General features: G+C 61.3%; 12 protein-coding genes. 9 read left to right on the top strand and 3 right to left on the bottom strand.

Going from position 1 to position 13,832, the window contains the following annotated elements; translation table 11 throughout:
• Positions 1-2: 2 nt before the first annotated feature.
• Genes Q0Z71_RS07580 through Q0Z71_RS07570 form a run of 3 tightly spaced genes read right to left on the bottom strand, consistent with a single transcriptional unit; the run spans position 3 to position 3,191 of the window.
• Positions 3-1,958 carry an ABC transporter permease gene (locus tag Q0Z71_RS07580; RefSeq protein WP_298020356.1) on the bottom strand — a complete coding sequence of 652 codons (1,956 nt, stop codon included), beginning with the start codon at positions 1,956-1,958 and terminating at the stop codon, positions 3-5.
• Complete coding sequence (locus Q0Z71_RS07575; protein ID WP_298020353.1) at positions 1,933-2,829, bottom strand: ABC transporter ATP-binding protein; 897 nt, start codon at positions 2,827-2,829, stop codon at positions 1,933-1,935. Before Q0Z71_RS07575 ends, Q0Z71_RS07580 begins: the two co-directional genes overlap by 26 nt.
• Positions 2,826-3,191 (bottom strand): GntR family transcriptional regulator, encoded by a 366-nt coding sequence (locus tag Q0Z71_RS07570; RefSeq protein WP_298020350.1) that lies wholly within the window; start codon positions 3,189-3,191, stop codon positions 2,826-2,828. The genes Q0Z71_RS07575 and Q0Z71_RS07570 overlap by 4 nt, the downstream gene beginning before the upstream one ends.
• A gap of 312 nt (positions 3,192-3,503) precedes the next feature.
• Here Q0Z71_RS07570 and rpsO point away from each other — a divergent pair, with 312 nt between their 5' ends.
• The 9 genes from rpsO to Q0Z71_RS07525 all read left to right on the top strand — a co-directional run bounded on the left by rpsO (position 3,504) and on the right by Q0Z71_RS07525 (position 13,771).
• Positions 3,504-3,770: a 30S ribosomal protein S15 gene (gene rpsO, locus Q0Z71_RS07565; RefSeq protein WP_298020347.1), complete on the top strand. Its 267-nt coding sequence runs from the start codon at positions 3,504-3,506 to the stop codon at positions 3,768-3,770.
• Positions 3,771-4,323: 553 nt separating this feature from the next.
• A complete protein-coding gene (locus Q0Z71_RS07560; RefSeq protein WP_298020344.1) occupies positions 4,324-6,474 on the top strand; it encodes a polyribonucleotide nucleotidyltransferase in 2,151 nt (716 codons plus the stop codon).
• A complete protein-coding gene (locus Q0Z71_RS07555) occupies positions 6,366-7,619 on the top strand; it encodes an acyltransferase (RefSeq protein WP_298020340.1) in 1,254 nt (417 codons plus the stop codon). Before Q0Z71_RS07560 ends, Q0Z71_RS07555 begins: the two co-directional genes overlap by 109 nt.
• A gap of 210 nt (positions 7,620-7,829) precedes the next feature.
• On the top strand, positions 7,830-9,209 hold the full coding sequence (mnmE, locus tag Q0Z71_RS07550; RefSeq protein WP_298020337.1) for a tRNA uridine-5-carboxymethylaminomethyl(34) synthesis GTPase MnmE: 1,380 nt from the start codon (positions 7,830-7,832) through the stop codon (positions 9,207-9,209).
• Between the two features lie 107 nt (positions 9,210-9,316).
• Positions 9,317-9,886 carry a DUF1836 domain-containing protein gene (locus Q0Z71_RS07545; protein ID WP_298020334.1) on the top strand — a complete coding sequence of 190 codons (570 nt, stop codon included), beginning with the start codon at positions 9,317-9,319 and terminating at the stop codon, positions 9,884-9,886.
• Between the two features lies 1 nt (position 9,887).
• Positions 9,888-10,760: a DegV family protein gene (locus Q0Z71_RS07540; protein WP_298020331.1), complete on the top strand. Its 873-nt coding sequence runs from the start codon at positions 9,888-9,890 to the stop codon at positions 10,758-10,760.
• A gap of 104 nt (positions 10,761-10,864) precedes the next feature.
• A complete protein-coding gene (gene prmA, locus Q0Z71_RS07535; RefSeq protein WP_298020328.1) occupies positions 10,865-11,836 on the top strand; it encodes a 50S ribosomal protein L11 methyltransferase in 972 nt (323 codons plus the stop codon).
• A 34-nt stretch (positions 11,837-11,870) separates the two neighbouring features.
• Positions 11,871-12,854, top strand: a complete 984-nt coding sequence (locus Q0Z71_RS07530; protein WP_298020326.1) for a bile acid:sodium symporter family protein — start codon at positions 11,871-11,873, stop codon at positions 12,852-12,854.
• 119 nt (positions 12,855-12,973) lie between these two features.
• Positions 12,974-13,771: a ParB/RepB/Spo0J family partition protein gene (locus tag Q0Z71_RS07525; RefSeq protein WP_298020323.1), complete on the top strand. Its 798-nt coding sequence runs from the start codon at positions 12,974-12,976 to the stop codon at positions 13,769-13,771.
• Positions 13,772-13,832: the final 61 nt, after the last annotated feature.

Below are 13,832 nucleotides of genomic sequence, written 5' to 3'. Positions count from 1 at the left end.
GTTCAGCGCTTCATCTCCTCAACGGGGACCGCCATCTCGGTGTATTGGACCTCCGCATCGTTATACGCGTCAAGCTGTCCCCAGGTGAATAGTTCGTTCCGGTCGATCAGGCCCAGCGCGTCCAGGCAGTCCAGGGTGTGGACCATTTTCGGCCGGACGGTGATGCTGATCTGGTCGCTGGCAGGGACCCTGCTGTTCTCCTCCCGGCGATCAAAGTACAAAGAGAGCTCCAGCGCATAGGCGCTGTCCCGGTCGGAGTCAAACCAGGTCACATCGCCCCAGTTTCCGCTTTGCACATCCTGCCCAACGGCCTCCAAAATGGTTTTCGCCTCCCGGCTGTTCAGGTCGAAGCCCTCGTCGCCGGCGCCGTCCGGGGTATACCGCCAGAGCGATCCGCCGGAGACCGTATAACGGCTGTCATTCAGATGCAGGCGCTTCTCCTTCATAACCTGCTGGTTCACCAGCTGATCCAGCAACTGTTCATAGGTGCCCTCCTCCGCCATCCGCTCCTTCGTCAGGGGAAGGTCGTAGCTGCGGCGGACTTCGCGGCCGTTTTCCAGCGTATAGGTCAGCGTCATATATGTACGGGCATAGAGCAGCTTGCCGTCCTCCGTGGTCTCATGGCGCCAGCTGGTGTCCCGCAGGCGCTCCGCCTCATGGATGACAGCCCGGTGGAGCGCCAGCACATCGCTGATCAGCGCGTCGTCCTCCCCGGTGCAGAGCGTATAGGAGTTGTCTGCCGCATAGAGGCGGACGTCGGTGAAGGTCCCGGCCTCCGGCACCCGGCTCTCAATGCCCAGCAGGTCGAACCGCAGCACGGCGCACAGCGCGGCACAGGCCACGAGCACCGCCCCCGCGCCGATCCAGCTCCCGCGAAAGACCTTCAGGGACTTTGCCAGCAACATGGAGGCGATATAGTAGCCGATGACGCCCGCCACCGCCATGCACACGGCCATGGGCAGCGCCTCGGCGTAGCTGCCGTTTTGGAAGCTGTCCTCCCAGAACAGGGCGTACAGCGCCCGGCCGCCCACCAGGGCCGCCGTGGCCGCCAGGCCGTAGCGGAACAGGGGCTTCATCCAGCCCACGGCCACCACGTCTCCGGCGCTCTCGCTCCTGCGGCGGCGGTAAAGGGCCAGGGCAATGGCAGCCAGCGCCGCGCCCACCAGGGCGTAGACGCCGATGATCCAGAAATTCTCCAGCCTCACGGCGGTCAGCACGCTGTCTGTGTAATGATAGCCGTTGGAGGAGATCCGCTCCACCTCCTCGTAGGTCCGGTCCACGCCCAGATGCCTCAGGAAATGGATGGTGGGAGAGAGAACGTCCGACGCCCCGGTGTAAAAGGCGTTCACGCCCACCAGGAAGCAGGAGGCGAGCTCCGTCAGGATCCACTCCAGCGCCGCGGCCAGAAAGTGCAGCAGGAAGTAAAGCACTGGCAGGGCGAGGAGGTTTCCGGTGACGAAGGCCACACAGGTGGCGCTGGCAAAGTAGAAGAAGCTCAGCCCCAGCACGCCCAGGATGGTGGTGAAGAGGCCCGCCGGCTCAAAATTGCCGTAGAGCACGGAGACCAGCACGCACAGCGCGCCTGTGACGGCGTAGGGGATCAGCATCATGGCCATGCCGGAGAGGAAGTTGGCGGCGAACAGACCCTCCCGCCGGATGGGCAGGGTGTGGAGCATCCCCACGCTCCGGGCATTGTACAGGTAGCTCCACACCGCCATGGCGCAGAGGATGGCGTACAGCAGGCAGATGATGGGCACAATTTCGGTCAGGATGCTGTAATAGGCGCTGGTGTATTCCAGGGGAGTTCTCTGGTAAAAGCTGTCGCCTCGGCTGATGTTCAGCCACAGGGCCAGGGGGAACAGCGCGCCCAAGAAGCTTGCGCCGCCCCACAGGGGCCAGAACCGCGTCAGGTTCTTGCGGAACAGTGTCCCGTTAAAGAACGATATCTTTGACCGCATAGTCCGCACCTCCCAATTCATAGATAAAGATCTCCTCCAGCGTCAGGGGCACCGCGTCCACCAGCAGCGGATTGTAGGTGGAGAGCTTGGCCGTGGCCTCCTCCGCGTTCATCCGCATAATTAAGGTATGGATCCGGCCGATCCTGGACGCATGGAGCACCGGCAGCTCCGCCGGGACCTCCGTCATGCCGTCCGGGAACACCACCTGGAGCTTCACCATGTTGTCCTGCAGCTGCGCCAGGGACCGCTCCAGCAGCACCTTGCCGTGGTCCATGATGCCCACGTGGTCGCAGACGTCCTCCAGCTCCCGCAGGTTGTGGGAGCTGACCAGCACCGTGGTGCCCCGCTGGGCCACGTCGCCCATCACCAGGGACCACACCTGCCGCCGCATCACCGGGTCCAGGCCGTCCACGGGTTCGTCCAGGATCAGGTAGTCCGGCATGCAGGAGAGGGCCAGCCAGAAGGCCACCTGCTTCTGCATGCCCTTGGACAGGCGGCGGATGGTCTTTTTCTCATCGATGCTGAAGACTTCCTTCAGCTTTTCATAGCGCTCCATGGAAAACGAGGGATAAAAACCCCGGTAAAAGCGCATCATATCCCGAACGGTGGCCTGCAAAAAATAGTACCAGTCGTCGGGGATGGCGGCCACGCGGGCCTTCAACGCCGCGTTTTCCCACACGTCCGCGCCGCCGATCTGAACGGCGCCCTCATCCTGCCGGTAGACTCCCGTCAGGCAGCGGATCACGGTGGATTTTCCCGCGCCGTTGGGCCCTACCAGGCCGTATACGCTGCCCGCCGGAACGGTCAGCGAGGCCCCGTCCAGGGCCGCGAAGCCGTCAAACCGCTTGACGGCGCTCTTCACTTCGATCATGGCGTCTCCTCCTTCTCTTTCAACAGCGCCAGCAGCTCCTCGTCGCCCACGCCCAGATATCGCAGCTCCGCCAGCAGCTCCCGCACCTTCGCCAGCAGGTCCTGCTTCCGGGCCGCGTCCGCGTCCACATTTCCGGTGGCAAAGCTGCCCTTGCCGGGGACGGAGTAGATGTACCCCTCGCCCTCCAGCTCGTTATAGGCCCGCTGGATGGTATTGGGGTTGATGGACAGCTGAGTGGCCAATGCCCGGACGGACGGCAGCTTTTCATCCGGCGCCATGGCTCCGGTGACGATCAGCTTCCGCAGGCCATCCTTGATCTGCTCGTAAATCGGCCTGGAATCCCGATAATTCAGGCTGATCATGGCTTCACCTTCCCTTCTGCGGCCTGTTTTGCCGCAAACTGTATTAACCGTACTAGTACAGTTAACATATCATACCCCGCTCCCCTTGTCAAGCACTTCCTGGAGCAAACGGCCGGATCTTTCGCAAAAATATCCGGGAACCGCATATATGTTATAAAAATCCTCGATTTTTCTCTTTACAAGCGGCATCCGGTGTGATATATTTTTTAAGCACGCGACCGTGCAGATTATGCCCCAGAGCTTCGTTTTGCGGACTTTCACCGATCCCGGAACGCAGTCCTGCGGGGAATTATTGGAAAGGTGGAAATCACTATGCTGCGCAAAGAACAAAAGACCGCTGTTATCGACGCCAACCGCACCCATCCCACGGACACGGGTTCTCCCGAGGTCCAGATCGCCATTCTGACCGAGCGCATCAATGTGCTGACCGAGCACATGCGCAAGAACCCCCAGGACAAGCACTCCAACCGTGGCCTGCTGAAGATGGTCGGTAAGCGCCGCAGCCTGCTGGACTACCTGCAGAGAAAGGACATCGAGCGCTATCGTGCTCTGATCGCCAAGCTGGGCATCCGGAAATAAGAGACAAATCGGGTGACGGAGGCTGGCCTCCGTCACCCTTTTGTACAAATCCGCCGGGAGCCGCTGCCTTTTTGTGTTTGAAACTGTGATTCCCCACGCGGCGGGCCGCGCGGGGACCCCGGATTGAACGCAAATGGTCAGGCGGAGCCCGACCATTTCAAGGTTTTGCCTCTCGGCAAAACGCTTGGACGCCGCACCTGCGGCGAACCCAGCGGGCTTTGCCCGCAGGGTCCCTTTCGTGTATCTCTGCCGGGAGCTGCTGCCTTTTTGTGTTTGAAACTGTGATCCCCCACGCGGCATGCCGCGCGGGGACCCCGGATCGAACACAAATGGTCAAGCGGAGCCCGACCATTTCAAGGTTTTGCCTTTCGGCAAAACGCTTGGACGCCGCACCTGCGGCGAACCCAGCGGGCTTTGCCCGCAGGGTCCCTCTCGTGTATCTCTGCCGGGAGCCGCTGCCTTTTTGTGTTTGAAACTGTGCCCGAAGGCTTCGGACATGCTTTCAAATACGAAAAGAGCCGCTCCCGAGCCTGAAATGTAAAGGAGCAATATCATGTCAACCATCATCACCCGCAGACAGTTTCCCAACTACCGCAAGTATGAGATGGATCTGGCCGGCCGCCCCCTGACTCTGGAGGTGGGCAAGCTGGCCGAGCTGGCCAACGCCGCCGTCATGGTGGGCTACGGCGACACCCGCGTGCTGGTGTGCGCCACCGCCTCCGCCCGTCCCCGGGACGGCATCGACTTCTTCCCCCTCAGCGTGGACTTTGAGGAGAAGATGTATTCCGTGGGCCGCATCCCCGGCAGCTTCAACCGCCGGGAGGGACGCCCCGGCGAAAAGGGCATCCTGACCAGCCGTGTCATCGACCGGCCCATCCGCCCCCTGTTCCCCTATGACTTCCGCAACGACGTCTCCATCATGGCCACCGTCATGAGCGTGGACCATGACTGCTCTCCCGAGATCGCCGCCCTGATCGGCACCTCCGCCGCTCTGGCCATCTCCGACATTCCCTGGAACGGCCCCGTGGGCGCTCTGAAGGTGGGCCTGGTGGACGGCAAGCTGGTGCTGAATCCCACCAGCGAGCAGCGGAAGGTCTCCGACCTGGACGTCACCGTGGTCTCCACCGGCAAGAAGGTGGTCATGATCGAGGCCGGCGCCAATGAGGTCCCCAATGACAAGATGTTCGAGGCTATCAAGCTGGCCCACGAGGAGAACCAGAAGCAGATCGCCCTCATCAACCAGATGGTGGCTGAGATCGGCAAGCCCAAGTTTGAATATCCCCACGCCGCCTTCGACCAGGAGCTGTTCGACGATATCGTGGCCAACTTCATGGACGAGGCCAAGGCCGCCATGGACACCGACGACAAGAACGTCCGAGAGGCCCGCTGGAACGCCATGATCGAGAAGTGGCACGAGAAGTATCTGGAGTCCCACCCCGATATGGACCAGTACCTGGAGGAGATCACCTACAAGTTCCAGAAGAAGATCGTCAAGGCATGGCTGCTGGAGGGCCACCGCGTGGACGGCCGCCAGAAGAACGAGATCCGGCCCCTGGACGCCGAGGTCGGCGTTCTGCCCCGGGTCCACGGCTCCGGCCTGTTCACCCGCGGCCAGACCCAGGTCCTGTCCGCCTGCACGCTGGACACCCTGTCCGCCAACCAGAAGCTGGACACCATTTGGGAAGAGACCGAAAAGCGCTATATGCACCACTACAACTTCCCCGGCTACTCCGTGGGCGAGGCCAAGCCCGCCCGCTCCCCCGGCCGCCGCGAGATCGGCCACGGTGCTCTGGCCGAGCGCGCCCTGCTGCCCGTGATCCCCTCCGTGGAGGAGTTCCCCTACGCCATCCGCGTGGTCAGCGAGGTGGTCAGCTCCAACGGCTCCACCTCCCAGGGCTCCATTTGCGGCTCCACCCTGGCGCTGATGGACGCCGGCGTGCCCATCAAGGCCCCTGTGGCCGGCATCTCCTGCGGCCTGATCCAGGATGACGACGGCTCCTTCACCACCTTCATCGACATCCAGGGCGTGGAGGACTTCCACGGCGAGATGGACTTCAAGGTGGCCGGCACCAAGAAGGGCATCACCGCCATCCAGATGGACCTGAAGAATGACGGCCTGACCATGGAGATCATCCAGAACGCCCTGGACATCACCTACGACGCCCGGTGCCAGATCCTGGACCAGATCATGCTGCCCTGCATTGCCGAGCCCCGCAAGGAGGTCTCCAAGTACGCCCCCAAGATGCTGACCATGCACATCGATCCCGACAAGATCCGGGACGTCATCGGCAAGGGCGGCTCCGTCATCCAGAAGATCGTGGCCGACACCGGCGCCAAGATCGACATCAACGACGACGGCTCCGTGTTCATCTCCGCTCCCAACCCCGACAGCTGCGACGCCGCCAAGAAGTGCATCGACGACATCGTGTTCGTGCCCGAGGTGGGCGCCCTGTACTACGGCCGCGTGGTTCGTCTGATGACCTTCGGCGCCTTCGTGGAGCTGGCCCCCGGCAAGGACGGCCTGGTGCACATCTCCAAGCTGGCCGACCACCGCATCGAGAAGGTGGAGGACGCCTGCAAGATAGGCGATATGATGTGGGTCAAGGTCACCGACATCGACGAGAAGGGCCGGGTCAACCTGAGCCACAAGGACGCGGTGAAGGAAGTCGCCGCCAAGGAAGCCGCCGGAGAGCGAGTCAAATAAGCATTTTGTATGAACCGAAAATAAGGCGGAATTTTTCCGCCTTATTTTTGCATTACTTGATGGAGTTATGGGATATGAAGGCAATAGGAAATGCGGCCCAGCGCCCTGCGTACCTGTATATTGACATCCTGCGCTGCATCGCAACCTATCTGGTCATCGCGCTGCACTGCATCTCATCATATCTTGCCAGCAGTTCGCTGTTTGGAACGCCTGTCTGGTGGGTGTGTAATGTTGTAAACAGCATCGTGCGGATGGGCGTGCCGATCTTTTTTATGGTCAGCGGATTTTTGCTACTCTCTGATGAACGGGTACTGGATATCCCCTCTTTTTACACAAAGCGTCTGAAAAAGGTGCTTATTCCCTTCCTTTGCTGGGACATTATTTATTTTCTGGAGAACTGCTATCTTCAGGCACAACCTCCGGATCTCAGGCAGTTTTTGCTGGAGCTGCTGGCACAGCGGGGCAGCAAATATCATCTGTGGTTTATTTACAAGATCATCGCCATCTATCTGCTGATCCCGTTTCTCAAAAAAATCCTTGACCATTGCAAGCTCCGGGAGCAGATCCTCCTGCTGCTGGTGGTCATGCTCCAGCCCACGATATTTCCCTTTATCAATACGGTTCAGTCCGCTGTCCATATTGATTTCGGCTCTTTGATAGAAGGCCGCATCGGATTTTTCATTTTGGGCTATATTCTGGGGAAGTATGACTTCTCGTCTTTACAAAAGCGCATTCTGTATCTGGGCGGTATAGCGGGTTTTCTCCTGAATGTATGGGGGAGCTTCTATTACTCGTCGCCCCAGGAGATGAACCTGGTCTTCAATGACGGCTGCGCACTTACGCATTTTTTGACAGCCGGTGCCTTCTTTTTGTGGGTTAAGGAACACTGTGGAACCACCGGTTCCAGCACCGGTGTGATCCCGCGCCTTTCAAAGCATATTTCGGAGCTGTCATACGGCATCTATCTCTCCCATGTCCTGCTCCTGGACTGCTGCATTTACTTTGTCAGAGGACTGCCAAACGCTCTTGGCGCGTCCCGCAGCATTCTGGTATTTTTTGCGGGAACCGCTCTGTGCAGCACGCTTTTGGTCTTTCTTCTTTCCAAAAGCAGGGGGCTCCGCAAACTGCTTGTAAGCGGGTTTTGACCGTTGACCCCCGCCGCGTTTCGCGGGAAGAAGACTGTGCCACAGCGCTTCGTCTCTGCCGCTCCGCGGGCGGATCCATACTGATGCGGCTGCTCTGTGAGGCCGTCCGTCCCCTCTTTGAAAAGGGAGCTGCCGCGTTATACGGCCCCGGCAGGTGGAGCGCCGGGGACAGCGCTTGACCAATTATGTGATGGAAAAGGAGCTGATCTGATGGAACCTATCGCCGCCATCGCCACCGGCGGGAATCCCACCGCCATCGGCATTGTCCGTGTCTCCGGCGACGGTTGTTTTTCCGTCTGTGACCGGGTATTTCGGGCCGCAAATGGAAAAGCTTTTGCAGAGCAGGCGCCCCGAAAAATGATCTTCGGTGAGATGCTGGACAGCCAGGGCCGTGTCATCGACCGGGGGCTTGCCGTCCGCTTCCCCGGCCCCCACAGCTACACGGGGGAGGACTCCGCCGAATTCCACTGCCACGGCTCCCCCGTGGTGCTGCGGGAGCTGCTGTCCGCCCTGTTCGCCGCAGGCGCACGGCAGGCCAAAGCCGGAGAGTTCACCAAGCGGGCCTTTCTCAACGGGCGGCTGGACCTGACCCAGGCCGAGGCCGTGGTGGACCTGATCGACGCGGAGACCGCCGCCGCCGCCCGAAACGCCGCCGCCCAGCTGGACGGCGGTCTGCGCCGGGTGCTGGAGCCGGTGCAGGACGCGCTGCTGGACATCTCCTCCCGGTTCTACGCCGTGGTGGACTATCCGGACGAGGACATCGAGGACATTCGGCCGGAACAGATCGCCCAGGCCCTCCGCGACTCCGACGAGACGCTGACCCGCCTGCTGGCCACCTGCCGGCGGGGCAAGCTGCTGAAAGCCGGCGTCCGCACCGCCATTGTGGGGCGGCCCAACGCGGGAAAGTCCTCCCTGCTGAACGCCCTGGCGGGGTATGACCGGGCCATCGTCACCGACATCCCCGGCACCACCCGGGATACGGTGGAGGAGTCTGTCCTCTGCGGCGGCGTGCTGCTGCGGCTCATCGACACCGCGGGCATCCGGGACACGGAGGATGTGGTGGAGCAAAAGGGCGTCGAGCGCTCCCGGGCCGCTCTGGCCTCCGCCGACCTGGTGCTGGCGGTGGTGGACAGCTCCGTTCCGCCCACGGCGGAGGATGAAACCGTTCTGGAACTGGCCGCGCGGCATCAGACATGGGTCCTGGTGGCCAGCAAATCCGACCTCCCCTCCGCTCCCGCGCCCTTCCTCTGCCCGCGGGATGGCCAGCACGCCCCCGCCTTCCAGGTGTCCGTCTCCTCCGTCACCGGGGAGGGACTGGACACGCTGGAGGCCGCCGTCGCCGCTCTCTTCCCCGCCGGGGAAAGCAATGACGCCGGGAGCCTGCTGACAGACCAGCGGCAGGAGGAAGCCGTCACCCGGGCGCGGGACGCCGTCCGCCGGGCCGCCGGAGCCCTGGACGCGGGTCTAACGCCGGATGCCGTGCTGACAGACGCGGAGGAGGCTCTGGATGCCCTGGGCGAACTGACCGGGCGGACGGCAAAGGAGGCCATCGTCTCCCGCATTTTCTCCCGGTTCTGTGTCGGAAAATGACAAAAATATCATTTTCATCCCTTTAAAACATGGTTTACAAAATCACATTGCGGTGGTACAATTCTCCTATATTCGTTTTTCATCTCTAAATAAAGGAGGGCACTGCCGTGTCTGATTTGACAGAATTGCGGGAACGCCTGCAAACCCAGCGTCCCGTGGAATGGAACCAGCTTCCGGACTTTGCACTGTATATGGACCAGGTGCTGTCCTATATGGACCGCCAGTTCATCCGCTTTGGTGAGGATGACGTGCTGACCGCCGCCATGGTGAACAACTATACCAAAAGCGGCCTGGTCCCCCGGGCTGAGGGCAAAAAATACAGCCGGGAGCATCTTGCCTATCTCACCGCCATCTGTATTTTAAAGCGCGTCATGTCCACCAAGGACATGGACCTGCTGATCCAGGAGGAGCTGCGGGGCCGCCATTCCATTGAGGACGGATACACCGCCTTTTGTGCCAGCCTGGACAGCGCTCTGAATATCACTGCGGGAGAGATGGCCAACCGCACCGATGAGGACGGCCTGGCGGACGCTGCCATCCACTTTGCCCTGTTGAGCTATGCCGCCGGCGTGGCCAGCAGCCGCTATGTCTCTCTCCTGCGGCAGCAAAAAGCGCAGGCTGGAGAGCTGCCCACCAAGGGCAGAGCCAAGTCCAAAAAGGAAAAGGAGCGCGACTGACATGCGTGATTTTGTGATCTTTACAGACAGCTGCTGTGATATGACCGCCCAGATGGCGGAGGAGCTGGGCCTTGTGGTCCTCCCCCTGAGCCTGGAAATGGGCGGCAGGACCTACCGCAATTGGCTGGACGGCCGGGATATCGCCTTTGCGGACTTCTATGCCCGTATCCGGAGCGGCGAGACCGCCACCACCTCCGCCGCCAACGTCAGCCAGTTTGACGAGGCCATGCGGAAGGTCCTGGCAGCGGGAAAGGACATCCTCTGCATCAACTTCTCCTCCGCCCTCTCCACCACCTATCAGTCCGCCGCCATTGCCGCCGACGAGCTGCGAAATGAATTCCCGGAGGCAAAAATCTTCGTGGTGGACTCCCTGTGCGCCTCCCTGGGACAGGGGCTGCTGGTGTACCTGTGCGCCCAGGAGCAGCGGAAGGGCCGCACCATCGAGGAGGTCCGGGATTTTGCCGAGTCCACCAAGGGTAAGGTCTGCCACTGGTTCACGGTGGATGACCTGAACCACCTGAAGCGGGGCGGCCGCATCAATGCCGCCACGGCCCTGTTCGGCACCATGCTGTCCATCAAGCCCGTGATGCATGTGGACGACGGCGGCCATCTGACGCCCGTTGGAAAGGCCCGCGGCCGGAGGGCATCCCTGCTGGCCCTGGTGGACCACATGGAGCAGACGGCCATCGACCCCCAGCATCAGACCATTTTTATCAGCCATGGCGACTGCGCGGAGGATGCCCGCTTTGTGGCGGAGGAGATCACCCGCCGCTTCGGCATCACCGATATCCATATCAACTATGTGGGTCCGGTCATCGGCAACCACTCCGGCCCCGGCACCATGGCGCTGTTCTTCCTCGGCGAGCCCCGCTGAAAACCGGCGCGGTCAGGCGGGCGTGACGCGGAGACGTGAGGTCCGCCTGCGGACCTCACGTCTCCGCGTCTCACACTTCACTCTTGATCTGGAAAGGAACCTCTATGAACTGGCTGGAATTACATATCGACACCACCCACAAGGGCTTGGAGCCGCTGGAGACCATGCTCTCCGCCCTGGGGATCGACGGTGTGGTCATCGATGACGAGACCGAATTTCAGGACTTCCTGGAAAACAACCATCAATATTGGGACTATGTGGATGAGGATCTGGAAAAACAGATGCAGGGCAAGTCCCGCCTCACCTTCTATCTTCAGGCGGATGAGGAGGGCTTCGCCAAGCTGGGCGAGATCCGCATCGCGCTGGAACAGCTGAAGCGGACCGTGACCGACTGCGGCACGCTGCTGATGACTCTGAACAACATGCAGGACGCCGACTGGGAGAACAACTGGAAGCAGTATTACAAGCCCATGGAGATCGGAGACCGGCTGCTGGTCATCCCCCAGTGGGAGCAGGACGATCCCAAGGTCCAGGCGGCCATGGCCTCCAGAGTCCCGCTGATCCTGGAACCCGGCCTGACCTTCGGCACCGGCAGCCACGCCACCACCCGTCTGTGCCTGACGGCCCTGGAAAAAACCATCCACGGCGGAGAAACGGTCCTGGACCTGGGCTGCGGCAGCGGCATTTTGTCCATCGCGGCCCTGAAGCTGGGCGCCGCCGCCGCGACGGCGGTGGATATTGACGACAAGTGCATGGATGTGGCCTATGAAAACGCGGCCATGAACGGCATCGGCAAAGATATTTATACAGTTTTTGCAGGCGACATCTTGACGAACAGCGTTTTGCAGTATAGAATAGGCGGCGGTTATGACGTAGTCTTGGCCAATATCGTGGCGGACGTCATCATCGGTTTGGCTCCCATGGTCCGTTCTCTGCTGAACGAACGGGGCGTGTTCCTCTGCTCCGGCATCATCGACGACCGGGCGGAGGAGGTGGCGGACAAGCTCCGCCAGGCCGGTCTGGAAATTCTGGAAAGCCGGAATTCCGAGGGGTGGTTTGCCTACACCTGCCGCTGATGTGACCGCGCCGCAGAAATCGAGGGACCTTTCCGTGCAAAAGCTCAATCACATCGACCAATTCCTGGGAAAATATTTCCCCTGCTTTGTCCTGTTCTGCGTGTGTCTGGGGGTTGCCTTTCCAGACTTCTTTGAGCCGCTGAGCCATATCGTTGTGGGGCTCTTTGCCTTCACCACCTTTGCCAACAGCCTGGGCGGCGGCTTTCGGGAACTGGGCAGAGTCTTTCTGCATCCCCTGCCCGCCCTGATAACGCTGGTCCTGCTTCACATCGTGATGCCGGTGCTGACGCTGTGTCTGGGCAATCTGCTGTTCCCGGACGCGCCCCTGTTCACCACCGGACTGGTGCTGGAATACGCCATCCCCACCGGCGTCGCGTCTTTGATGTGGGTGGGCATGTGCGGCGGCAATGCCTCGCTGTGCCTCTCCATCGTCCTGTTGGATACCCTGGCCTCTCCGGTGGTCATCCCAATGACCCTGCGAGTCCTTCTCGGTTCTGTGGTGGAGATGGATACCATGGGGATGATGAAGGACCTGCTGGTCATGGTGGCCATCCCCGCTCTGATCGCCATGATTCTCTATCAAGCCACCAAGGGCCGTGTGGCCCACAGGGTGAAGCCGGTGCTGTCCCCCTTTGCCAAGGCGGCGCTCCTGGTCATCATCCTCTCCAACGCCACGGGCTGCGCCCCCTTCCTGCGGAATATGAACAAGACGTTGGTCCTGGTCATGGTGGTGGTGTTCCTGCTGTGTCTGGTGGGATTCCTCTCCGGATACTGGAGCGGCAAGCTGCTGAAGCAGGACTATCCTACCATACAGACCATGTGCCTGAACACCGGCATGCGGAACATCAGCGCCGGAGCCGTTCTGGCCTCCCAGTACTTCCCCGCCGACGTGATGTTCCCCGTGGCCTTCACGCCCATTTTTCTCCAGGTCACCACCTCCCTGATCGCCAAGGTCCTGATGAACACCAATGCAAGCAAAGCCTATCGCGCGGGGCAGGCGGAACAGACAAATAGCTGACCCTTCCGTGCGCGGCAAAAGCCGCGCACTTTTTTCTTTCCCAGTTTCTTTCGACAGATTCCATCCAACTTCTCCGAAAACAGATTGTACAATGGAGAAAATTGGAAGGAGGCGGATCCATGGAGGAGGAAAAACGGGTCCTGCGGCTACCAGCGGCGGAGATCCGGCCCAATCCCAGGCAGCCCCGCCAGATCTTTGAGGAGGCTGGGCTGCGGGAGCTGGCGTCGTCGATCCGGCGCCACGGCATTTTGCAGCCCCTGACTGTGCGGCGGATGCCGGATGGCTGGGAGCTGATCGCCGGAGAGCGGCGGCTTCGGGCGGCCAGGCTGGTGGGACTGGAGACGGTGCCCTGCATCGAGGCTTCGGCGGACGACAGGGAATCCGCCCTGCTGGCCCTGGTGGAAAATTTACAGCGGCGGGACCTTCACTATTTCGAAGAGGCCGCCGCCATCGCGGATTATCTGAGGCAGTCCGGCGTCACACAGGAGGAAGCCGCGGCCCAGCTGGGCCGCTCGCCCTCAGCGGTGGCCAACAAGCTGCGGCTCCTGCGGCTGTCCCCTGCCTGCCGGGAGGTCCTCACATCCCAGGGGCTGACCGAGCGCCATGCCCGGTGCCTCCTGCGGCTGGAGGACGAACAGGAGCGCCTGCGCGCCGTCCGGTATATCGCGGACCACCATCTGAACGTGGCCCAGGCCGAACAGTACATCGAGCGGCGGCTGGCCGCCCTGCAGTCCACGCCCCCGGCGGGGCGGCGGACCTTTATCATCAAGGACGTGCGGCTGTTTCTCAACAGCGTGGACCGGGGTCTGCGGCTGATCCGGGACGCTGGGATCGACGCGGCCTGCGGCCGGGAGGAGACGGAGGAGGACATCCTTTTGACCATCCGCATCCCCAAGCAGCGGCGCAGGCAGGCGTGACATCGTTTCCGTGTGGGACTTCCATGAAAAAAACTGTGGTTGTTACGAGATTGTAATCACT

It is taken from the genome of uncultured Dysosmobacter sp. (assembly GCF_947631635.1).
GTDB lineage: Bacteria > Bacillota > Clostridia > Oscillospirales > Oscillospiraceae > Oscillibacter.
Note: the sequence above shows the minus strand (reverse complement) of the source record. Positions and strands in the feature narration are given on the sequence as shown.

What these genes read in the sequence shown, in the direction of transcription:
- Q0Z71_RS07560 (WP_298020344.1), top strand. Translation starts at nt 4,324, where the DNA reads ATGTCAACCATCATCACCCGCAGACAGTTTCCCAACTACCGCAAGTAT.
- Q0Z71_RS07525 (WP_298020323.1), top strand. Translation starts at nt 12,974, where the DNA reads ATGGAGGAGGAAAAACGGGTCCTGCGGCTACCAGCGGCGGAGATCCGG.
- Q0Z71_RS07580 (WP_298020356.1), bottom strand. Translation starts at nt 1,958, where the DNA reads ATGCGGTCAAAGATATCGTTCTTTAACGGGACACTGTTCCGCAAGAAC.
- mnmE (WP_298020337.1), top strand. Translation starts at nt 7,830, where the DNA reads ATGGAACCTATCGCCGCCATCGCCACCGGCGGGAATCCCACCGCCATC.
- rpsO (WP_298020347.1), top strand. Translation starts at nt 3,504, where the DNA reads ATGCTGCGCAAAGAACAAAAGACCGCTGTTATCGACGCCAACCGCACC.
- prmA (WP_298020328.1), top strand. Translation starts at nt 10,865, where the DNA reads ATGAACTGGCTGGAATTACATATCGACACCACCCACAAGGGCTTGGAG.
- Q0Z71_RS07570 (WP_298020350.1), bottom strand. Translation starts at nt 3,191, where the DNA reads ATGATCAGCCTGAATTATCGGGATTCCAGGCCGATTTACGAGCAGATC.
- Q0Z71_RS07540 (WP_298020331.1), top strand. Translation starts at nt 9,888, where the DNA reads ATGCGTGATTTTGTGATCTTTACAGACAGCTGCTGTGATATGACCGCC.
- Q0Z71_RS07575 (WP_298020353.1), bottom strand. Translation starts at nt 2,829, where the DNA reads ATGATCGAAGTGAAGAGCGCCGTCAAGCGGTTTGACGGCTTCGCGGCC.